The organism is Comamonas sp. C11, from assembly GCF_024496285.1.
GTDB lineage: Bacteria > Pseudomonadota > Gammaproteobacteria > Burkholderiales > Burkholderiaceae_C > Comamonas > Comamonas testosteroni_F.
In genome coordinates this window covers 91,764-112,874 of record NZ_CP101743.1, presented here as the reverse complement: position 1 = coordinate 112,874, position 21,111 = coordinate 91,764, and the positions used below count along the sequence as shown (strand labels likewise).

Annotated in this window: 16 protein-coding genes and 1 pseudogene; 11 read left to right on the top strand and 6 right to left on the bottom strand. The window is 62.7% G+C overall.

Annotated features, from left to right (window positions below; all coding sequences use genetic code 11):
- Positions 1-4: 4 nt before the first annotated feature.
- Positions 5-907: a helix-turn-helix transcriptional regulator gene (locus tag NOX35_RS00495; protein ID WP_256495371.1), complete on the bottom strand. Its 903-nt coding sequence runs from the start codon at positions 905-907 to the stop codon at positions 5-7.
- A gap of 167 nt (positions 908-1,074) precedes the next feature.
- Between NOX35_RS00495 and NOX35_RS00490 the strand changes: the two genes are divergently transcribed.
- From NOX35_RS00490 to NOX35_RS00460, 7 genes are all read left to right on the top strand, one after another.
- Positions 1,075-2,637 (top strand): 3,4-dehydroadipyl-CoA semialdehyde dehydrogenase, encoded by a 1,563-nt coding sequence (locus NOX35_RS00490; protein ID WP_256495369.1) that lies wholly within the window; start codon positions 1,075-1,077, stop codon positions 2,635-2,637.
- Between the two features lie 3 nt (positions 2,638-2,640).
- On the top strand, positions 2,641-4,203 hold the full coding sequence (locus NOX35_RS00485) for a benzoate-CoA ligase family protein (RefSeq protein ID WP_256495368.1): 1,563 nt from the start codon (positions 2,641-2,643) through the stop codon (positions 4,201-4,203).
- A 190-nt stretch (positions 4,204-4,393) separates the two neighbouring features.
- Positions 4,394-5,557 carry an ABC transporter substrate-binding protein gene (locus tag NOX35_RS00480; RefSeq protein WP_182285198.1) on the top strand — a complete coding sequence of 388 codons (1,164 nt, stop codon included), beginning with the start codon at positions 4,394-4,396 and terminating at the stop codon, positions 5,555-5,557.
- 154 nt (positions 5,558-5,711) lie between these two features.
- A complete protein-coding gene (locus NOX35_RS00475) occupies positions 5,712-6,584 on the top strand; it encodes a branched-chain amino acid ABC transporter permease (protein ID WP_003071963.1) in 873 nt (290 codons plus the stop codon).
- A 2-nt stretch (positions 6,585-6,586) separates the two neighbouring features.
- Positions 6,587-7,681 (top strand): branched-chain amino acid ABC transporter permease, encoded by a 1,095-nt coding sequence (locus NOX35_RS00470; protein WP_256495367.1) that lies wholly within the window; start codon positions 6,587-6,589, stop codon positions 7,679-7,681.
- Positions 7,674-8,444 carry an ABC transporter ATP-binding protein gene (locus NOX35_RS00465; RefSeq protein WP_182285196.1) on the top strand — a complete coding sequence of 257 codons (771 nt, stop codon included), beginning with the start codon at positions 7,674-7,676 and terminating at the stop codon, positions 8,442-8,444. Before NOX35_RS00470 ends, NOX35_RS00465 begins: the two co-directional genes overlap by 8 nt.
- 142 nt (positions 8,445-8,586) lie before the next feature.
- On the top strand, positions 8,587-9,288 hold the full coding sequence (locus NOX35_RS00460; protein ID WP_182287054.1) for an ABC transporter ATP-binding protein: 702 nt from the start codon (positions 8,587-8,589) through the stop codon (positions 9,286-9,288).
- A gap of 768 nt (positions 9,289-10,056) precedes the next feature.
- On the opposite strand, the pseudogene NOX35_RS00455 reads toward NOX35_RS00460, so the two are convergent.
- The 4 genes and pseudogenes from NOX35_RS00455 to NOX35_RS00440 form a co-directional block, all read right to left on the bottom strand.
- Positions 10,057-10,457: pseudogene (locus NOX35_RS00455) on the bottom strand (hotdog fold thioesterase).
- A 212-nt stretch (positions 10,458-10,669) separates the two neighbouring features.
- On the bottom strand, positions 10,670-12,184 hold the full coding sequence (locus NOX35_RS00450; RefSeq protein ID WP_256495363.1) for an acetyl-CoA hydrolase/transferase family protein: 1,515 nt from the start codon (positions 12,182-12,184) through the stop codon (positions 10,670-10,672).
- 237 nt (positions 12,185-12,421) lie between these two features.
- A complete protein-coding gene (locus tag NOX35_RS00445) occupies positions 12,422-13,744 on the bottom strand; it encodes a solute carrier family 23 protein (RefSeq protein ID WP_256495362.1) in 1,323 nt (440 codons plus the stop codon).
- Between the two features lie 232 nt (positions 13,745-13,976).
- Complete coding sequence (locus NOX35_RS00440) at positions 13,977-15,887, bottom strand: radical SAM protein (RefSeq protein ID WP_182285192.1); 1,911 nt, start codon at positions 15,885-15,887, stop codon at positions 13,977-13,979.
- Between the two features lie 174 nt (positions 15,888-16,061).
- Between NOX35_RS00440 and NOX35_RS00435 the strand changes: the two genes are divergently transcribed.
- Positions 16,062-18,248 carry an acetoacetate--CoA ligase gene (locus tag NOX35_RS00435; protein WP_256495361.1) on the top strand — a complete coding sequence of 729 codons (2,187 nt, stop codon included), beginning with the start codon at positions 16,062-16,064 and terminating at the stop codon, positions 18,246-18,248.
- Between the two features lie 71 nt (positions 18,249-18,319).
- Here the strand turns inward: NOX35_RS00435 and NOX35_RS00430 are convergent, their stop codons facing one another.
- Complete coding sequence (locus tag NOX35_RS00430) at positions 18,320-19,069, bottom strand: enoyl-CoA hydratase/isomerase family protein (protein ID WP_256495360.1); 750 nt, start codon at positions 19,067-19,069, stop codon at positions 18,320-18,322.
- Positions 19,070-19,218: 149 nt separating this feature from the next.
- On the opposite strand from NOX35_RS00430, the gene minC reads away from it, so the two are divergent.
- From minC to minE, 3 genes are read left to right on the top strand one after another with little or no spacing between them, the layout of a single operon-like run.
- Entirely contained in the window at positions 19,219-19,953 is a 735-nt protein-coding gene (gene minC, locus NOX35_RS00425; protein ID WP_182285189.1) for a septum site-determining protein MinC, read from the top strand.
- Between the two features lie 58 nt (positions 19,954-20,011).
- On the top strand, positions 20,012-20,824 hold the full coding sequence (gene minD, locus NOX35_RS00420) for a septum site-determining protein MinD (RefSeq protein ID WP_003069672.1): 813 nt from the start codon (positions 20,012-20,014) through the stop codon (positions 20,822-20,824).
- A 5-nt stretch (positions 20,825-20,829) separates the two neighbouring features.
- On the top strand, positions 20,830-21,096 hold the full coding sequence (gene minE, locus NOX35_RS00415; RefSeq protein WP_003071985.1) for a cell division topological specificity factor MinE: 267 nt from the start codon (positions 20,830-20,832) through the stop codon (positions 21,094-21,096).
- Positions 21,097-21,111: the final 15 nt, after the last annotated feature.

The following is a 21,111-nucleotide window of genomic DNA, read 5'->3' as shown; positions in this document are numbered from 1 at the left end:
CCGGTCAGGCGGCAACCAGCGCCTTCAGCTGCCTGAAGCTTTGTGGCAAGCTCTTGCCGCTGGTGTCCAGCACATGGTCGGCCTTGGAATAGAAGGCCGATCGACCGTCCAGGATCCGGCGCAAATCATCCATGGCCTCGGGGTTGGCGGCCATGGGCCGCGTGTCGCCCTGAGCCACGACACGGCTCATATGCTCATCGGGCTGGGCCTGCAGCCAGACCGTGGTGCAGTGGCTGAGCAGTTCGTTGAAGGTTGCGGGGTCTGACACGATTCCGCCCGGGGTGGCAATCACCACATCGCTGTAGATCTGCACGGCCTCTTCGAGCGCGCGGCGCTCGTAGCGACGATAGGCGCCCGCGCCATAGAGGTCGTAGATCTCGCGCACGCTGCAACCGGCCACGCGCTCGATCTCCTGGTTCAGCTCGAGAAACGGCACATTCAACTGCTCCGCCAGCATACGTCCCAACGTGGACTTGCCAGCGCCACGCAGACCTATCAGGGCAATGCGCGAAGCCCGGTGGGGATCGCCCATGGGCGCCGTTCCCAGAATCTCTCCGGCCGCCAGTCGCACGCGCTTCAAGTCGGCTTCGCTGCGGCCTTCCAGCAGCTCGCGCAGCAACAGCCATTCAGCACTGACAGTCGTCACATCGCCCAACAACTCGGCCATGCTGCACTGAAGTGCATTTGCTATCTGCTGCAGCACCAGGATGGAGACATTGCCCGTGCCGTATTCGAGATTGGCCAGATGGCGCTCCGACACCACGGCCGCCGAAGCCAGTCCACGGCGCGTGAGACCGCGGCGCGCACGCAGATTGCGCACCCTCTCGCCCAAGGCCTGCAACAGCGGGCTTTTGCCCGCTTCATCCCCTTCCGCAACCGACGCGGATGCCATGTCTAACTGATCCATAAAGCTCCTCAGAGGCCGTGAATGATAAACAGTCGGGGTTAACGCGAATCATGCAATATATTGCTTGACACTGCATTGTCTCGTATTTATCTTTTGATTGCACGCACAATATTGCATGTTCTATCAAAGATTTGATGCTGCTCAGATCAGCACTTCAGGAGACCCCCATGACCGAGTTACTGGCCAACCATATGGCAGGCCGCTGGCAAACCGGCGGCGGCCCGGGCAGTTTGTTACGAGATCCGGTACTGGGGACCGAGCTGGTGCGTGTCGACGCCACAGGGCTTGATCTGGGCGCCGCCTTTGCCTTTGCACGCGACACCGGCGGCAGGGCCTTGCGTTCCCTGAGCTACGCCCGGCGAGCCAGCCTGCTGACCGATATTGCCGCCGTGCTGCAAAGCCGGCGCGACGCGTATTACGAGATATCCACCGCCAATAGCGGCACCGTCAGAAACGACACCGCCGTCGATGTGGACGGAGGCATCTACACTCTGAACCAATACGCCAGATGGGGCGCAACACTGGGCGAGGCCAGGCATCTGAGCGACGGCGAAGCCGTGGCGCTGGCCAAGGACGCAGCCTTTCTGTCCCGCCATATCCAGGTTCCGGCGCGCGGCGTGGCGCTGTTCATCAACGCCTTCAACTTCCCTGCCTGGGGGCTGTGGGAAAAGGCGGCACCGGCCCTGCTCTCGGGCGTGCCCGTCATCGTCAAGCCGGCCACCGCCACCGCCTGGCTGACCCAGCGCATGGTCAGGGATGTGATCGATGCCGGCATATTGCCGCCGGGCGCGCTGTCCATCGTCTGCGGCAGTGCCGCCGGATTGCTGGATCAGCTTCAGCCCATGGATGTGGTCTCCTTCACAGGGTCTGCGGACACGGCAGCGACCATCCGCTCTCACGCAGCCATCACCCGCCAATCAGTGCGCAGCAATATCGAAGCCGACAGCGTGAACTGCGCGCTGCTGCTGCCCGGCCATGGCATGGACAGCGAAGCCACTGCCTTGCTGACGCGTGAAGTGGTGCGCGAAATGACGGTCAAATCCGGCCAGAAATGCACGGCCATACGCCGCGTGCTGGTACCGCAACCTCTGTACGACGGTGTGGCCCAAGCCATCGGTGCACAACTGGCCAAAATCACCGTAGGCAACCCGCGCAACGAGGCTGTGCGGATGGGGTCTCTGGTCAGCCGCGAGCAGTACAACAGCGTCCAGCAGGGCCTGGGGCGTTTGCTGGAGCACACCACGGCCCTGCATGACGGCAGACGCAACACACTGATCGATGCCGACCCCGCGATTGCCGCCTGCGCCCAACCCGTGCTGTTGGGGGCACAGGACCCCGATGGCAGTGCACTCGTGCATGACATGGAAGTCTTTGGCCCCGTGGTCACGCTCATGCCCTACCGCGATCTGGCCCATGGCCTGGCACTTGCACATCGCGGCCAGGGCTCGCTGGTCTGCTCGATCTACGGCGATGACGACAAGGCACTGGCCGCAGCCGCCACCGATCTCGCAGCCAGCCACGGTCGCGTGCATGTGGTCACCCCCGCTGTCGCCAAGCTGCATACGGGCCACGGCAATGTCATGCCCCAGTCCCAGCATGGCGGTCCGGGCCGCGCAGGCGGAGGCTCCGAACTCGGCGGCCTGCGGGCACTGGATTTCTATCATCGCAAAAGCGCCATACAAGCCGCACCACAGGTTCTGCAGGCGCTGGCCGAAACGACGGGAGCATGAGCCATGGCCGACTTCAGCCAAGCCTTCAACTTTGCCCAGCATCTGTTCGATCTCAACCAGGGCCGGGGTGACAAGAACGCCTACACCGATGACCAGGGCACGCTCAGCTATGCGCAGTTGCAGGAGCAGGCCCGCCGCCTGGCCCATGGCCTGCTCGCAGCCGGCATCCATCGCGAGGAGCGCGTGCTGCTGGTCATGCACGATATGCGCGAGTGGGTGATCTCCTTTCTCGGAGCCATGTACGCAGGCGTGGTGCCGGTGGCGGTCAACACCTTGCTCACTGCTGCCGACTACGCCTATATGCTCGAGCATTGCCGTGCCCAGGCAATTCTGACCAATGGCGCGCTGGTTCCCGTGGTGAAGCAGGCCCTGGAACAGGCGCAACATGAGGTCAACCATATCTGGGTCGCCAGGCCCGAGCAGGCACCGCAAGGACTGCCGCCGGCCTTTGAGCCGCTGCAGCCCTGGCTGCAGCAGCAAACGCCGCTGGCCCATGCCGCCAGAACCATGGGCGACGACCCCGGCTTCTGGCTTTATTCCTCGGGCTCCACCGGCAAGCCCAAGGGTGCAGTGCATACCCACGCCAACCCTTACTGGACGGCCGAGCTCTATGGCAAGCCGGTGCTGGGCCTGAGCGAGAACGATGTCTGCTTTTCTGCCGCCAAGCTTTACTTCGCCTACGGTCTTGGCAACGCCCTGACATTCCCCTTGAGCGTGGGCGCCAGCGTGCTGCTGATGGCCGAGCGCCCCACGCCGGAAGCCACTTTCAGGCGCTGGACCGAACACCGGCCCACGGTGTTTTTCGGTGCGCCTACGGGCTTTGCGGGCATGCTGGCTCACCCCGCCTTGCCTGCTCGCGAGCAGGTCAGCCTGCGCATGTGCTCCTCGGCGGGCGAAGCCTTGCCGGCCGAGATTGCCCAGCGCTTCAAGACCCACTTCGGCGCCGATATCGTGGACGGCATCGGCTCCACCGAAATGCTGCACATCTTCATCTCCAACCGCCCGGACGACATACGCTACGGCAGCACGGGAAAGCCTGTACCAGGCTATGTGGTGGAGTTGCGCGGCGAGGACGGCCAGCCCGTGGCCGATGGCGAGATTGGCGACCTCTACATCAAGGGCCCGAGCGCCGCCCTGATGTACTGGGCCAACCGTGACAAGACACGCGACACCTTCCAGGGCGTCTGGCTCAAGAGCGGCGACAAATATGTGCGCGATGCCGAGGGCTACTACACCTATGCAGGCCGCAGCGACGACATGCTCAAGGTCAGCGGCATCTATGTATCGCCCTTCGAGGTCGAATCCACGCTGCAGCAGCACCCAGCCGTACTGGAGGCTGCCGTGATCGGCGTGACCGACGAACAGGGCCTGACCAAGACCAAATCCTATGTGGTGTGCAAGCCCGGACAGAGCGCCAGCGAGGCCGAACTCAAGGCCTTTGTGAAGAATCGGCTGGCCGCCTACAAATACCCGCGCTTCATTGAATTTGTCGATGAGCTGCCAAAGACCGCGACAGGAAAGATCCAGCGCTTTCGTTTGCGTGAGCTGGAATCCAAGCCGCGTTGATTGCTTATCGCAAGGTTGCAAGAAGCTATCAAAACAGTAGTCACAAACTAGGGCAATCGCTGGTATTGCTTTAAACCTAAAGTTGTTAGAGTGCGCTCGTGCATCAGTGCCAACCCCAGCACCACAGCCAGTCACAACCGTTGATCTGAGAGTAAGCCGGCATTCGTCCATCAACCAGCAGGAGACAAGCATGAGCAAGCAATGGGCAATATGGAGCGCAATCGCACTGGCTGCCGCCGCAGGCGGCAGCAGCGCAATCGCGCAGGAAAAGATCAAGGTCGGCTTCATGCTGCCTTTCAGCGGCACTTATGCTGCCCTGGGCGTGGCGATCGAGAACGGCTTTCGCATGCAGGTCACCGAGCAAGGCGGCAAGCTGGGAGGGCGCGAGATCGAATACTTCAAGGTCGACGATGAGTCAGATCCCGCAAAGGCAACGGACAACGTCAACCGCCTCATCAAGCGCGACAAGGTCGATGTGATCATCGGCACCGTGCACTCCGGCGTGGCCATGGCCATGGCCAAGGCCGCCAAGGAAAGCGGCACCGTGCTCATCGTGCCCAATGCAGGAGCCGATGCCGTCACCGGTCCCATGTGCGCTCCCAATATCTTCCGCAGCTCCTTCTCCAACTGGCAGACGGCCTACCCCATGGGCGTGGTCGCAGCCAAGGAAGGCAAGAAAAATGCCATGACCCTGACCTGGAAGTACGCTGCCGGTGAAGAGGCCGTCAACGGCTTCAAGGAAGGCTTCGAGAAAAGCGGCGGCAAGGTCAGCAAGCAATTGACCCTGCCCTTCCCCAACGTCGAATTCCAGGCTCTGCTGACCGAGATCGCAGCGGCCAAGCCCGATGCGGTGTTCTCCTTCTTCGCGGGCGCAGGTGCCGTGAAATTCGTCAAGGACTATCACGCCTCGGGCCTGTCCAAGACCATTCCGCTCTACGGACCGGGTTTTCTGACCGACGGCACGCTGGACGCTCAGGGCGAGGCCGCCCAGGGCATGCTGACCACGCTGCACTATGCCGACGAACTGGGTACGGCGCGCGATCAGGCCTTCCGCACCAATTACGCCAAGAACTACAAGCTGCAGCCCGATGTCTATGCCGTGCAAGGCTATGACGCCGCACAGATGCTGGCCGTGGGCCTGAAGGCCGCCGGCGGCGACATCAGCAAGAAAGACGTCTTCCGCACCGCCATCGAGAAAGCCACTATTGCCAGCCCGCGCGGCGACTTCACCTTGAGCAAGGCACACAATCCCGTGCAGGACATCTATCTGCGCAAGGTCGACGGCAAGGAGAACAAGAAGATCAGCGTGGCAGTGAAGGCTCTGGCGGACCCAGCCCGCGGCTGCCGCATGTAATAGACGCGAGCCATACCGCCCTCGATACCTGGTTGCTCTGTCCTGCCGCGCCTTCGGTGCCGCCTGCGACAGAGCGCCTCGTCTCCAGCACGAATCGACGATTCGCCGGGCTGTATGCCCCGCTTTGCAGCCTTCTGCTTCAACAAGGATTGCCGTGGATCTCGCCACTTTTCTGGTGCAGTGTCTGAACTCAGTTCAGTACGGACTGCTTCTGTTTCTGCTGGCCTCTGGCCTGACGCTGATCTTCGGCATCATGGGGGTGATCAACCTCGCCCATGGCAGCTTCTACATGATCGGTGCCTATGTGGCGTTCTCGCTCGCACCGTATCTGGGCCAGCATTTCATCGCCATGCTGCTGGTCGGCGTGGTGCTGGCCGTGGTGCTGGGCTATTTTCTCGAATGGGCATTTTTCAGCTTTCTCTACGAACGCGATCACCTGCAGCAGGTGCTGATGACCTATGGCCTGATTCTGGTGTTTGAAGGCCTGCGCGCCATCCTCGTGGGCAACGATGTGCATGGCGTGGAAAAGCCTGCCTGGCTGGCCGGCAGCTTCCCTTTGATGGGCATGATGCAGTACCCCTGGTACAACGTGTTTGCAGCCGCTGCCTGCCTGCTGGTGGCGCTGCTGATGTACTACACCGTCAACCGCACGCGTCTGGGCATGATGATTCGTGCCGGTGCCAGCAACCGCGACATGGTGCGTGGCCTGGGCATCAACATCAAGCGCCTGTACCGCATCGTCTTTGCCGTGGGCGTGGCCCTGGCGGCCCTGGCCGGAATGATCGCGGCGCCCATGAGTTCGGTTTACCCCAATATGGGCTCCAGCGTGCTCATCATCTGCTTTGTGGTGGTGGTCATCGGCGGCATAGGCTCGATTACCGGCGCGCTGATTGCCTCGCTGCTGGTGGGCTTTGTGGATACCTTCGGCAAGGTGTTCTTTCAGGAGCTCAGCGGCATGAGCATCTATCTGCTCATGGCCGTGATCCTCGTATGGCGACCTGAGGGTTTGCTCGGAAAACGGAGCTGAACATGAGCAATACATCCTCCACGCCCTTGCCCAATACCAACCAGGCTTACGCCGAGGCTCCCGCAGTCACCAACCAGAGCCGCCCCATACGCTCCAGAAGCCCTTGGGTGAGCACGGCGCTGCCGCTGGCCGCCGCAGTGCTGCTGGCGGCCGCCCAGCCCTTCTGGTCGGCCTATCTTTCCGATCTGGTGGTCAAGATCATGATCCTGTCCATCTTTGCTCTCAGCCTGCATATCCTGGTGGGCGGCGCAGGGCTGGTCAGCCTGGGCCATGCCGCCTACTTCGGCCTGGGTGCCTATGCGGCGGTGAAGGCCGCCGGCCAGGACGGCAGCAACTTTCTCGTCATGCTGGGCGCCGCAGTCGGCGTCTCGGGCCTGTATGCGCTGGTGGTGGGCGCCCTGAGTCTGCGTACCAAGGGCGTGTACTTCATCATGGTCACGCTGGCGTTCGCGCAACTGGCGTTTTTTGTCGTGCACGACGTGGGCTACTTTGGCGGCAGCGACGGCATCTACCTGATGCAGCGACCGGCCATTGGAGCCTTGGACATGGAGAGCACCTCCACGCAGTACTACGTGGTGCTGGTCGCGCTGGTGCTGGTCTACGCCTTCATTGCCATGCTGCGTCACTCGCGCTTCGGCCACGCGCTGGCCGGCATTCGCGTCAACGAGCAACGCATGCGTGCTGCCGGCTTTGCCACCTACGGCTACAAGCTCGCAGGCTTTGTGATTGCCGGTGCGCTGGCGGGTCTGGCGGGCTTTCTGCTTGCCGCACGCGATGCCGTGGTCAACCCCGAGCTGCTGGCCTGGCACCACTCCGGCGAGGTCCTGCTGATGCTGATTCTGGGCGGCGTGGGTTCGCTGCGCGGTGCGGTGCTGGGCACCATCGCCTTTGTGCTGCTCAAGGAGCTTCTGAGCACGCATGCCATCGTTGGCAATGCCGCGGACCATTGGCAGCTGACGCTGGGCATCGCCATCATCGCGCTGGTAGCGCTGCTGCCCAAGGGGCTGGTCGGCATCAACGACAAATGGCAGAAGAAGGCTGCGGCGCGGACCGGCAGGTCGCCGGAAGCTGTCGAGCAAGGAGCGGATCATGGCTGATGCAGGCAAGGCTCCCAAGATGTCCGTGCGCGGCCTGACGCGGCGCTTTGGCGGGCTGGTGGCAGTGAACAATGTGGACCTGGATCTGCACCAGGGCGAGGTCCATGCCGTCATCGGCACCAACGGCGCAGGCAAGTCCACGCTGATCAATATGCTCTCGGGCGAGATAGCAGCCAGCAGCGGCAGCATCGCGCTTGAAGGACGGGACGTCACGCAGATGCCGCAGCCGCAGCGCGCCAAGGCCGGCATCGGGCGCAGCTACCAGCGCACCACCATCTTCCCTGAATTCACAGTACTGGAGAACTGCCGGCTCACGGCACAGGCCCAGGCGCTGCCCAGACCCTGGCGCATCTGGGAGTCGGCACAGCATTGCGCGGCCAGCATGCTGCGCGCGGAATCTGCGCTGCAGCGCGCCGGTCTTGCCCAGCATGCCGAGCGCCTTGCCGGCAGCCTGAGCCACGGCGCCAAGCGTCAGCTGGAAGTCGCCATGTGCCTTGCCACTGCGCCGCGCGTGCTGCTGCTGGACGAGCCTCTGGCAGGCATGGGGGCAGAAGAGACCGAGCGCATGCTGGAGCTGCTGCAGGAGCTCAAATCCGCGCATGCCGTACTGCTGGTGGAACACGATATGGATGCCGTTTTCCGCATTGCCGATCGCATCACCGTCATGGTCAACGGCAGCGTGGTCGCCACAGGTACGCCCGATCAGATTCGCAACGACCCGGTGGTGCGCACCGCCTACCTGGGAGAGGAAGAGCATGCTTGAAACAAAGCCCCCCCTGAGCGGCTCTGCCGCGTCCCCCTCTCTCGCTGCGCAGGAGGGGGACGGCACCATCGCTGTGGGGCGGCCCTTGCTTGGTGCCTCTGGCACAGGCACGCGCCCACGTTCCGGGCCCTCGAACCATGCCATGTTCAGCGTGCAGGAGGTACACAGCTTTTACGGCGACAGCCATATCCTGCACGGCATCTCGCTGGATCTGCCCCAGGGCCAGGCCGTGGGCCTGCTGGGCCGCAACGGCATGGGCAAGACCACGTTGATCCGCACGCTGATGGGCTATGTGGCGGCGCGCTCGGGCCGGGTGTTTGCCGATGGCAAGGAAGTGACGAATTCCGCCCCCGAACGAATGGCACGTCTCGGCATTGGCTATGTCCCCGAAGGACGTGGCGTATTCCCCAATCTCTCCGTCAAGGAAAACCTCTTGATGAGCGCCAGAGCCGGCCTTGATGGCAGCAGTAGCTGGACCTACGAGCGCGTTCTGGAGACCTTTCCACGCCTCAAGGAGCGCCTGTCCAACGGCGGCGACCAGCTCTCGGGCGGCGAGCAGCAGATGGTCTCCATCGGCCGCGCGCTGATGACCAACCCGCGCCTCATGATCCTGGATGAAGCCACCGAGGGTCTGGCTCCGCTGGTGGTGGCCGAAATCTGGCGCGTGATTGCCCAGATTCGTGAAACCGGCATCTCCACGCTGATCGTGGACCGAGACTACAAGAAGGTGCTGGCGCATACCGACTATGCGGCGGTGATGGAGAAGGGCCGGCTTGCGCTGCAGGCTGAGTCTGCGGATCTGCTGCAGCAGCCGGAGAAGTTGTCGGCGTTGCTGGGAGTTTGACTCTCATCTTGTTTCGATAGCTGTTCAGGCCTGATAGATAAGCGTTTGAAACCTGCTCTGTTTGATGTTTGGAGTGAAACTGGATACCTGATTTATGGACAGAGGCCGGGACTCGCCCCGGCTGGCGACCTACTTTCTAGCGCGCTAGAAAGTAGGCAAAGAGCGCTATCCGATTGCCTGTGTCCCTGCGCTTCGCTCCGGGTAAACCTGCGTCACACAATTCAGCCTACGGTGCCGCCCAACTCGCTGCGCGGCATGCCGCTGCGCTCAGACAAACGGCGGCAAGTCAGTTCACAAAGCAATGCTGTCCTGCGGCAGCATTGCCCGCAGCCTGAACCGCGTGCCGCAGGCACAGCCAGACGGGTGGGAGCGGACAGCCTGCAAGACTTGTGGCGAAATCAGGCTCAAGCGCTTACATGAATTGCGGTGGCAGCTATCAAATTTATCTCGGAGCTATCCTGTCTCTGGTATTGCCCCTTGTGCCCACGCCTGCGACGGCAGCCTCTTGTGACGCGCGGCTGCACCGTAGAGTGCAGCCGCATCGTCATCACTTTTACGGCAATGTGTTTGAACGAAGAGCGAAGCTCGAAGTGAGTTTTGCCGTACAGCCACAAGAGGTTGTCGGCGCAGGTTGCCCACAGGCGAAGCCGGAGGGACGTGGGCAGTAGGGGCCTGCTCTTTGCCTACTTTCTTGCGAAGAAAGTAGGTCGCCAGCCGGGCGAAACCCGGCCTATATCCCCAAAACAAAGCGGTCTCGCAAACCAAAACCTACTGAACCCCGCCCAACGAAGCCGCATCCAGCCGCGCATTCCTGGCTGCCTCAGGCGGCAGGATCGCCATCGTCAGGCTGGAGTTGCAGGTCAGCTTGCCCTCTTCATCGCGCAGCTCCACCGCCCAGACATGCGTGGTGCGCCCGAGGTGCGTGGGCCGCGCCGTGGCGGTGATCCAGCTGCCCTTGCGGCCATCGAACCCAGCGTCTCGGCCAGCACCACGCTGACGCCGCCGTGCAAGATGCCATAGGGCTGGCAGGTGCGTTCATCCACATGGATGCGGGCGCGCACATAGTCGTCGCCGTATTCGGTGAACTCAATGCCCAGGTGGGAGATTGCAGTGTTTGCGCTGCCTGCGTTCAGCGCTTTCAGATCGAGCTCTCGGGTCCAGATCGCCATACCAGTCCTTGTGGTGCATGAAAAAAGGACGCTCCTTGCAGAGCGTCCTTCGATGCTAAGGACTTGGAGCAGCAGACGCCAGCACCAAGCGGACTAGGCACAGCTTTCACCCCCTCCACACTCCATGTCAGAGACACCAAGCAAGGGCCTGGGCGGCCCCGCCGCCCCGCAGCAATGGTGTCGTCCCCCGAAGCGCCTCAGGGGGAACCTGTTCAAGCGCGCATATCGCCCTTGTCCATGAAGCGCTGATGCCAGGACAGTGCCTCGGTCAGGATATGCGGCGTGTGCTGTGCACCCTGCTGGCGTGAGCGGTCGAAATAATCCTGCAGCTGGGCGCGATAGTCCGGATGGGCACACTTGTCGATGATGACTTGCGCACGCTGCTTGGGCGACAGGCCGCGCAGATCGGCCAGACCTTGCTCGGTGACGACGATCTGGGTGTCATGCTCGGTGTGGTCCACATGCGAGCACATGGGCACGATGCAGCTGATCTTGCCGTCCTTGGCCACCGAGGGCGTGACGAAGAAAGACAGATAGCCGTTGCGTGCAAAGTCTCCCGATCCGCCGATGCCGTTCATCATGCCCGTGCCCATGACATGGGTGGAGTTGATGTTGCCGTAGATGTCGGCTTCGATCATCGAGTTCATGGCGATGATGCCCAGGCGGCGCACCAGCTCGGGGTGGTTGGAGATTTCCTGCGGGCGCAGGATGATGCGCTCGCGGTAGAAGTCGATGTTGTCCTCGAAGTCCTTGTAGGCCGCGGCAGACAGCGAGATCGATGTGGCCGAGGCCTTGCTCATCTTGCCCGCGCGCAGCAGATCCAGCATGCCGTCCTGCAGCACTTCGGTAAAGCCCAGCAGGTTCTCGAACGGGCCGGTCAGCAGCCCGGCCAGCACGGCATTGGCCACATTGCCCACGCCCGACTGGATGGGCAGCATTTCCTTGGGCAGGCGGCCCATCTTCATCTCGTGGGCCAGGAAGTCGATGATGTAGCCGGCTATTTTTTGGGAGTTTTCGTCCGGTGTGGCAAACACATTGTCGCGGTCGCCCTTGTGGGTCTCGACCACGGCGACAACCTTGGCGGGATCCACCTTCAGGTAGGCATCGCCGATACGGTCGTCGGCATGCGTCATGTTGATGGGCATGCGGCGCGGCGGGATGGCCGTGCCGTAGTAGATGTCGTGCATGCCCTCCATCCGGGCGGGCGGCTTGGTGTTGACCTCCAGAATCACCTTGTCGGCGATCTCCAGCCAGGTCTTGTTGTTGCCCACGGCGGTCGACGGAATCAGCAGGCCGTCGGCGGTCACGCCCAGCACCTCGATCACGGCGATGTTCATATGGCCCAGAAAGCCGAACCAGGCATGCTGCGCCACATGGGACAGATGCATGTCGATGAAGTCGATCTCGCCCGAGTTCACGGCCTTGCGCGCGATGGGGTCGGTGTTGAAGGGCAGGCGCTGACCCAGTGCATGGGCTTCGGCCATCACGCCGTCGCATTCAGCGGCGGTGGACGCGCCGGTCCAGACATTGATCTTGTAGGGCTTGCCCTGGGCATGCTCGGCCTTGGCACGGGCCGCTATGGCCTGGGGCAATGCCTTGGGGTAACCGGCTCCGGTAAAGCCGCTCATGCCGACATTGACACCGTGGGGAATGAGGGCGGCGGCCTCTTCGGCCGTCATGACGCGCGAGAGGAATTCTGGGTAACGTACGCGATCTGCGATGGACATTGCATGCTCCAAACTCAGAGGCCCCAGCCCGCCACGCGAGCCTGACCGGTGCCAACGCGCTGGCTATTTTTGCGGCTCATGCTCGGCGCTCGGGCTGGCACCTCTAAAAAAAACCGCCCGGGTAGGGCGGCATATCTCCAGAGAGAAATGTTACCAGCGCGGAACATTAACACCGGAATTCTCGGCAAAGGCCCCGCGCTGCTGTCAAGGGAATGTTCCCCGATTACATGTTGGCACTCACTTGGCCTGTACCTTGGTTTCAGATTTGCGCTCGCCCATGGTCAGCAGCGCATACAGGATGATGGCGCCAAAGGTGGCGCAGCCGATGCCGCCCAGCGCGAATTCGCCGAACCTCAGCGTGAATTCTCCGGTGCCCAGAATCAGGGTGATGGCAGCCACGATCAGATTCTTGGTGTCGGAAAAGTCCACCTTGTTGTCCACCCAGATCTTGGCGCCGGCAATGGCGATCAGGCCGAACACCACGATGGAGACACCGCCCATCACGGGCAGGGGAATGGCCTGGATCAGCGCACCGAACTTGGGCGAGAAGCCCAGCAGAACGGCCAGCAGGGCCGCCACAAAGAACACGGCCGTGGAGTAGATGCGGGTGGCAGCCATCACGCCGATGTTTTCGGCATAGGTGGTCACTCCCGTGCCGCCGGCTGCGCCGGAGACCATGGTGGCCACGCCGTCACCGATGAAGGCCCGGCCCATGTACTGGTCCAGGTTCTTGCCCGTCATGGCCGTCACGGCCTTGATATGGCCCAGGTTCTCTGCCACCAGGATGATGACCACGGGCACGATCAGCAGCATGGCATTGCTGGTGAACACCGGGGCATGGAAGCTGGGAATGCCGAACCAGGCGGCATTGAGCACGCCGCTCAGATCCACGGGCTTGCCCCAGCCCAGGCCGTTGGTGAAGACGGCATAGAGCACGCTGGCAATGATCAGTCCGATCAGGATCAGCAGGCGCTGCAGCATGCCGCGCGTGAACACGGCCACCAGCGCCACGGAGACAAAGGTCAGCGCCTGCATCCAGGACTCGAAGTTGTTGGACGCCATGTTCTTGATGGGAATCGCGGCCAGGTTCAGGCCGATGATGGCCACCACGGCGCCCGTCACCACGGGCGGCATGAAGCGTTCGATCCAGGCCGTTCCCACCATCTGCACCAGCAGGCCGACCAGCATGTAGACAAAGCCGCAGGCAATGATGCCGCCCAGCGCCACGCCGATATTGGCGTTGGCAGGTCCCTGGCTGGCCACATAGCCGGTGGCGATGTTGACCACGCCGATGAAGGCAAAGGAAGAGCCCAGATAGCTGGGTACCTTGCCGCCGGTGATGAGAAAGAAGATCAGCGTGCCGACGCCGCTCATCAACACCGCCAGATTGGGATCAAAACCCATGAGGATGGGGGCCAGCACGGTGGAGCCAAACATGGCGATCACGTGCTGGATACCCATCAAACCGGTCTGTGTCCAGGGCAGTCGCTCATCGGGGCCGATGACGCCACCGCCCTGCAAGACATCGGACGATCGCTCCGTCCATTGAAACATTCCCATCCCATCGCTCCTTGGAGATATCAAAAACGGAGCAGATTATGGCAAGCAGTGCTTGCCCGCTGGGGCCGTGCAAGCACTGGTAAACCAGGGACTGTGGTCTCTCGCACACGCGGGAAAACGGCTGCACAAGGGCAAACTATCAAATACATAGCTTGCAGCGCAAAACCGTCAATGAATTAATCAATAAACAAATCTAAAGTTGTTTATCAGCAAGCGCTAACAGCTATCAAATTCACTGCTTCTGCTGCAGCGCACGCGCAATGCGGTCGCGCTTGACCGTGGGCTTGGGCACCTTGAACGGGAACCACATGCGCACATCCTCCTCCAGCGCTATGCCATGCATGAAGTTGTAGATGGCCTTCTTGAGCGCCGCGCCCAATGCGTCGTGATCGACGCCCGTAGGGTCGATGAAGGGGCGGTCGTTCTTGGCAAAGTTGCCCTCGGGCAGCGGCGGCAGCTCGATGCCGTATTCCTCGGGGTTGAGGCCCACGGGCGAGTGCACGGTGCAGCTGAAGCGGTGAAAGAAGCCGCTTTGAATGCAGCCGTTGAGGAACAGCTGGCGCACATACTCGAGCGCGTCCACCGTGTCCTGCACGGTCTGCGTCGGAAAGCCGTACATCAGATAGGCGTGGACCAGAATGCCGGCCTCCGAGAACGCCTTGGTCACGCGTGCCACCTGGTCCACGGTCACGCCCTTTTTCATCAGCGCCAGCAGCCGGTCGGATGCCACTTCCAGACCGCCGGAGATGGCGATGCAGCCGCTGTCGGCCATCAGCTCGGCCAGCTCGGGCGTGAAGGTCTTCTCGAAGCGCACATTGCCCCACCAGGAGATGCCGGCGTTGCGCGCAATCAGCTCCTGCGACAGCGCCTTGAGCGCCTTGGGCGGTGCGGCTTCATCGACAAAGTGAAAGCCGGTCTGGCCGGTCTCGGCGACGATGGCCTCGATGCGGTCGGCCAGCACGGCGGCGCTGGCGCCTTCGTAGCGACCGATATAGTCCAGGCTCACATCGCAGAAGCTGCACTTCTTCCAGTAGCAGCCATGGGCCACAGTCAGCTTGTTCCAGCGCCCGTCGCTCCACAGACGGTGCATGGGGTTGAGCATGTCCAGCAGCGACAGGTATCTGTCCAGCGGCAGGCCGTCCCAGGTGGGCGTGCCGACCTCGGCAAACGCGATGTCGGACTCCATCATGTTCACGTACTGGACCTTGCCGTCGTCGGCCCGCACAAAGCTGCGCACCAGACGCGATCTGCCGCGCTCGCCACGCAGATGCTCGAGCAGCGCCAGCAGCGGGCGTTCGCCCGCATCCAGCGTCACGAAGTCAAAGTAGTCGAACACGCGCGGCTCGGCCAGCTCGCGCAGCTCGGTGTTGACAAAGCCGCCGCCCAGCACCGTGGCAATCTGCGGGAAGCGCCGCTTGATGGTCTGGGCAATGCGAAACGCCGCATAGGCCGAGCCCGGAAAGGGCACGGACAGCAGCACCACCGTGGGCTGGTGGCGCTCCACGGCCTCCAGCGTCAGGCGCTCCAGCACCTCGTCTACCAGATTGGGCTCTGCCGCCAGTGCGCTGGCCAGCGGATCGAAGCTGGGCTGGCTGCCGGCCAGCGACTCGGCATAGCGCACGAACTCGAAGCGCTCGTCCACGGCATCGCGCAGCACATCGGCCAGATCGTTGAGGTACAGCGTGGCCAGATGCTTGGCCTTGTCCTGCAGTCCCAGGGCCCCGAAAGCCCAGCCCAGCGGATCGCCGCCTTCCTCGTCCTCATACACGTCCAGCGTGGAAAAGCGTGGTCCTTCGGGCAGAAAGTGGCGCCCCACGATGCGATGGGCCAGCGTGGAGTCTCGCCCCTGCAAAAACGCAATCGTGGGCGCAATCGTGGCCAGATAGCGCTCCTGTTGCGCGACAAAGGACTGGACGGCAGGCGTGTGCTTGCCGACCGGCAGGCTCCGGATGCGCTCGGCCACGGCGCGCAGGCCATCGGGCGAGAGCAGCTGCAGCACCAGGGCCAGTGCCAGGTCTTCCTGCATGGCGGTGATGCCACGCGAGCGCAGAAAGCCGGTCAGATAGGCCGTGGAGGGGTAGGGAGTGTTGAGCTGCGTCATCGGCGGAATGACGGCCAGCACGCGGGTGGGCAAAGCGGACATGGGGGTGCGGGTCGCCGGCATGCGCCGTTGACGGTGTAGACAGGCCCCGATTATCGGTTTGACCGCTGAGCTGTGCTGGTGTGCGCCCATACAGCCGACCGCGCTGCTGCGCAGGTGACAGGCCAAGGGGCCACCACCAATGACTTGCAAGGACTGCAGCGCTAGGCTGAAGCCATGTCCTGTGCCCCCCAACACCCCGCCCCCTACATTCCCCAGATCCGGCTGTACCAGAACTGGCTGCGTGAAACGCGCGGCCTGAGCTTCGCCGACTATGACGCGCTGTGGCGCTGGTCGACCAGCGATCTCGATGCCTTCTGGCAAAGCATCTGGGATTACTTCGACCTGCAGTCGCCAACGTCGCACAGCGCGGTGCTGGCCAGCAACACCATGCCCGGTGCGCAATGGTTCCCGGGCGCACAGGTGAACTATGTGCAGCAGGTGCTGCGCCATGTCCAGCCGGCACATGCCGCCGGCATGCCGGCCGTCATCAGCCGCAACGAGCAGGGCCTGCAGCGCGAGCTGAGCTGGCCCGAGCTGCAGCGTCAGGTGGCGGCCCTGGCCCTGCATCTGCGAGCCCAGGGCGTCGCCAAGGGCGACCGCGTCGCGGCCTACCTGCCCAATATTCCCGAGGCCATGGTCGCCTTTCTGGCCTGCGCCAGCCTGGGCGCCATCTGGAGCATCTGCGCACCCGACATGGGCACCCATGCCGTGCTCGACCGCTTCAGGCAGATAGCGCCCAAGGCGCTGATCGCCGTGGACGGCGTGCATTACGCAGGCAAGGACATAGACCGGCGCGAGGTCCTGCAGGAGCTGCGCAGCGGCCTGCCCAGCGTGCAGCACGTGGTGCTGGTGCCCAATCTGGATACCTCGATAAAGATAGCTGACACCGCAGACTACACCAGCGTTACAGCGAGAAATGATGCTGATACTGCAGCCTTTGAACCAGAATGGCTGGCGTTCGACCACCCGCTGTGGATCGTCTACTCCAGCGGCACCACCGGCCTGCCCAAGCCCATAGTCCACGGTCATGGCGGCATGGTGCTGGTGGCCCTGCAGCTCAAGGGCCTGCACAACGACATCGGCTGCAGCTACGAGCCCAACAGCTGGGGCGAGCGCTACCACTGGTACAGCTCCACGGGCTGGGTGATGTGGAATGCCCAGGTCTCGGGCCTGCTGGGCGGCACAACCTGCGTGATCTTCGACGGCAGCCCCGGCGGCAGCAAGGACAGGCCCGACTGGGGCACGCTGTGGCGCTTCGCGGCCGAGACCGGCGTGACCAGCTTTGGCTCAGGCGCGGCCTTCTACGCCAACTGCATGAAGGCCGGTGTCGATCTGTCCGCCTGCGGCGATCTGTCACGCATACGCGGGCTGGGCAGCACGGGCTCGCCGCTGTCTGCCGAAGTGCAGCAGTGGGGGACGGAGCAGTTTGCCAAGCTTGGACGCCCTGACATTTGGTGGAACAACCTGTCTGGAGGGACAGATTTTGCCGGTGCCTTTATCGGTGGCAACCGCGATCTGCCGCTGGTGCCCGGCGTCATGCAATGCCGCCAGCTGGGCGCGGCCGTCGAGGCCTGGAACGAAGAGGGCCAGCCCGTGATGGACGAGGTCGGCGAGCTGGTCTGTACCCAGCCCATTCCGTCCATGCCGCTGTTCCTGTGGGGAGACGTGAGCACCGCCGAGCCGCCTCAAGGTGCGAAGGCCCCCTCGGGGGGCGCCCGGCTTAGGGACAGCGACCCACACGCAGTGGGGGAGCGTGGGGGCGACCCATTCGGGAAAAGATACCTGTCCAGCTATTTCGACATGTATCCCGCCGGTCATGGCCGCCAACCCGGCGGCGGTGACGGCCCGGCCGAGATGGGACCTGTCTGGCGTCATGGCGACTGGATCAAGCTGCTCGGCGAGGGCGGCTGCATCATCTACGGCCGCAGCGATGCGACCATCAACCGCCACGGCCTGCGCATGGGTACCAGCGAGATCTACAGCGCCGTAGAAGCCCTGCCCGAGGTGCTGGACAGCATGGTGGTGGACCTGGAATACCTGGGCAAGGACAGCTATATGCCGCTGTTTGTCGCCCTGCGCCCCGGCGTGGAACTCGATGCGGCGCTGCGCGAGCGCATCAACAAGGCCATACGCTCGGCGCTGTCGCCGCGCTTTGTGCCCGACGATATCTTTGCCGTGGCCGAGATACCGCGCACGCTCAGCGGCAAGAAGCAGGAGCTGCCCATCAAGAAGCTGCTGCTGGGACAGCCCCTGGCCAAGGTGGTCAACAAGGACGCCATGGCCAACCCCGGCTGCCTGGACTGGTACGAGGGCTTTGCCAGGGAATACCTGGCCAGGGTCGAAGCAGGCGCGGTGTCCTGACGCGGCAGGCGCGGAGCAAGGGCCTGGGCGGCCCCACCGCTTTGCAAAGGAATGCCGTCCCTTCTTGGGGCTCAGTGCCCCTGAAAGCGGGCGGCTCTTTTTTCGCGCCAGGCCGCGCCGCCCTCCTTCAGATCGGCCGACTCTATGGTGGCCTGCACGGCAGCATCGATGCCGGCCTTGTCATGCACGCCGCGGGCAATGGCGTTGAGGTGTTTCTTCATGCCCAGCAAGGCCAGCGGCGCCATGCCGGACAGCGTGGACTGCAGCTGCACCACGCGCTCGCCGATATCTGTGCCGTCCACCAGATCGGTCAGAAAGCCGCAGTCCTTCATCGCCTGGGCCTGCAGCTTCTCGCAGGTCAGAAACAGGCGCTTGGCCGTATCCAGGCCCAGCCGGGTCACATAGCGCTCCAGGCCCGAGAGGTAGAAATGCAGGCCCAGCCGCGCGGCGGGCATGAACATCTGGCTGTTGGCACCGCCGACGCGGAAATCGCAGGCCAGCGCCATATCGGTGGCGCCGCCAAACACCCCGCCCTGGATGGCGGCAATCGTCACGGCGCGGCAGCTCTCTATGGCGTCCACCATCTCGCCGAAGGAGCTTCCCTCGTTCTGGCTGTTGGCAATCTCGCCAATGTCGTAGCCGCTGCAGAAATGCCTGCCCACCGCCTGCAGCGTCAGCACCAGCACCGCAGGGCTGGCGTTGACCTCATCGATCTGACGGCGCAGCACGATCAGGTCTTCGGGCAGCAGTTTGTTGGCAACTTCGGGACGGCGCAAGGTGATGCTGGCACAGGCGCCCTGGATCAAAAGCTCTGGAGACATGACTGTATTTTCATCCAGACCTGCACAAACAGAGGCCTCTGAGGTGCATCAAGTGTTGCAGTGCAAACACTCGGTGACCATATCTTTTGCCGGTAGGCAGGTACACTTTGTCGTCCTCATAGAGCACCTGATGTGCGCTGATCCCATCCATGTCTGTTGAATCGACCGGCGCCGAGCGCCCCAGCTTTGACCTCAAGAGCGCACAACTGCCGGTGCTTTCCGTGGTACTTCGCAGCACCGACATGCAGGCGCTGGCCCAGGATCTGGCACGCCGTCTTGCCGACGACCCGGACTTCTTCGATAACGACCCCGTGCTGATCGACCTCAGCCAGGTGCGCGAAGCAGAGGAAGAAATCGACTTCCCGGCCCTGATCGAGGCCCTGCGCAACCACCGCACCGTGCCCGTTGCCGTGCGCAGCGGCAGCGAGGCCCAGATGGAAGCAGCCAGGGCCCTTGGTCTGAGTGCAGCCCCCGATGCCATGCCGACGCGCCGCGCCGAGCCGGAAATCCACGAAATCATTCGCGAAGTGGAGGTCGAGGTGCCTGCTCCGCTGGCCGATGCCGTCATCGTGGACCGGCCGCTGCGCTCAGGTCAGCGCGTCTATGCCAAAGGCACCGACATTGTGGTTCTGGACATGGTCAGCTATGGTGCCGAGGTGATTGCAGACGGCAACGTCCATGTCTATGCGCCGCTGCGCGGCCGCGCCGTGGCCGGGGCCAGCGGCAATACCAGCGCAAGAATTTTTAGCACTTGCATGGAGGCGCAACTGCTTTCCATCGCAGGTATCTACCGCACAATTGAAACCGATCTCCCCAAAGAAGTCGCCGGCAAAGCTGCCAAGGTGCGTCTGGAAGGAGAAAAAATCGTCATCGAGCCGGTATGAGAGACACACCGGACACCCTATCAACCTGCCCCATTTGTCTTAAAGGAATCGTGCAAACATGGCCAAAATCGTCGTCGTGACCTCTGGCAAAGGCGGTGTCGGCAAGACCACCACCAGCGCCAGCTTCGCATCCGGCCTCGCACTGCGCGGCCACAAGACCGCAGTGATTGACTTCGATGTGGGTCTGCGCAATCTCGATCTGATCATGGGCTGCGAACGCCGCGTGGTCTATGACCTCATCAATGTCATCCAGGGCGAGGCCAATCTGAACCAGGCCCTGATCAAGGACAAGCAGTGCGAAAACCTGTTCGTGCTGGCTGCTTCGCAGACCCGAGACAAGGAAGCCCTCACGCAGGAAGGCGTGAAGAAGGTGCTGGACGATCTGTCCGCCATGGACTTCGAGTTCATCATCTGCGACTCGCCCGCCGGCATTGAAAGCGGTGCACTGATGGCCATGCACTATGCCGAAGAGGCCCTGGTGGTGACCAACCCCGAAGTCTCGTCGGTGCGTGACTCCGACCGTATTCTGGGCATGCTCAGCTCCAAGACGGAGCGTGCGGTCAAGGGCGAGCGCATCAAGGAACATCTGCTGATCACGCGCTACAACCCCAATCGCGTGGAAGATGGCCAGATGCTGTCGCTGGAGGACATCCAGGACATTCTGCGCATCGAGCTGATCGGCGTGATCCCCGAATCCGAAACCGTGCTCCAGGCCTCCAACCAAGGCATTCCCGCCGTGCATATGCAAGGCACGGATGTGGCCGAGGCCTATCAGGATGTGGTGGCCCGATTCCTGGGCGAAGAAAAACCCATGCGCTTTACCGAAGCCGTCAAACCCGGTTTCTTCAAGCGCATGTTTGGCGGGAGGTAAGCCTGATGTCCATGTTGTCGTTTCTGCTCGGGGAGAAGAAGAAGTCCGCTTCGGTCGCCAAGGAGCGTCTGCAGATCATTCTCGCGCGCGAGCGCGTTGGCGGCGAAAGCGGCAAGCCCGACTATCTTCCGGCTCTGCAAAAAGAGCTGATGGCCGTGATTTCCAAGTATGTGGACATCAACCCCAATGACATCAAGGTACAGCTGGAGCGCCAGGAAAACCTTGAGGTTCTGGAAGTCAAGATCGAGCTGCCGGATGCCGCACGCGGCTGAAGCCGACCCGCTCTT

Bases quoted from the DNA above. Each gene is read 5' to 3' on its own strand.
- NOX35_RS00495 (WP_256495371.1), bottom strand. From the start codon at position 907: ATGGATCAGTTAGACATGGCATCCGCGTCGGTTGCGGAAGGGGATGAA.
- NOX35_RS00490 (WP_256495369.1), top strand. From the start codon at position 1,075: ATGACCGAGTTACTGGCCAACCATATGGCAGGCCGCTGGCAAACCGGC.
- NOX35_RS00485 (WP_256495368.1), top strand. From the start codon at position 2,641: ATGGCCGACTTCAGCCAAGCCTTCAACTTTGCCCAGCATCTGTTCGAT.
- NOX35_RS00480 (WP_182285198.1), top strand. From the start codon at position 4,394: ATGAGCAAGCAATGGGCAATATGGAGCGCAATCGCACTGGCTGCCGCC.
- NOX35_RS00470 (WP_256495367.1), top strand. From the start codon at position 6,587: ATGAGCAATACATCCTCCACGCCCTTGCCCAATACCAACCAGGCTTAC.
- NOX35_RS00465 (WP_182285196.1), top strand. From the start codon at position 7,674: ATGGCTGATGCAGGCAAGGCTCCCAAGATGTCCGTGCGCGGCCTGACG.
- NOX35_RS00460 (WP_182287054.1), top strand. From the start codon at position 8,587: ATGTTCAGCGTGCAGGAGGTACACAGCTTTTACGGCGACAGCCATATC.
- NOX35_RS00450 (WP_256495363.1), bottom strand. From the start codon at position 12,184: ATGTCCATCGCAGATCGCGTACGTTACCCAGAATTCCTCTCGCGCGTC.
- NOX35_RS00445 (WP_256495362.1), bottom strand. From the start codon at position 13,744: ATGGGAATGTTTCAATGGACGGAGCGATCGTCCGATGTCTTGCAGGGC.
- NOX35_RS00440 (WP_182285192.1), bottom strand. From the start codon at position 15,887: ATGTCCGCTTTGCCCACCCGCGTGCTGGCCGTCATTCCGCCGATGACG.
- NOX35_RS00435 (WP_256495361.1), top strand. From the start codon at position 16,062: ATGTCCTGTGCCCCCCAACACCCCGCCCCCTACATTCCCCAGATCCGG.
- NOX35_RS00430 (WP_256495360.1), bottom strand. From the start codon at position 19,069: ATGTCTCCAGAGCTTTTGATCCAGGGCGCCTGTGCCAGCATCACCTTG.
- minC (WP_182285189.1), top strand. From the start codon at position 19,219: ATGTCTGTTGAATCGACCGGCGCCGAGCGCCCCAGCTTTGACCTCAAG.
- minD (WP_003069672.1), top strand. From the start codon at position 20,012: ATGGCCAAAATCGTCGTCGTGACCTCTGGCAAAGGCGGTGTCGGCAAG.
- minE (WP_003071985.1), top strand. From the start codon at position 20,830: ATGTCCATGTTGTCGTTTCTGCTCGGGGAGAAGAAGAAGTCCGCTTCG.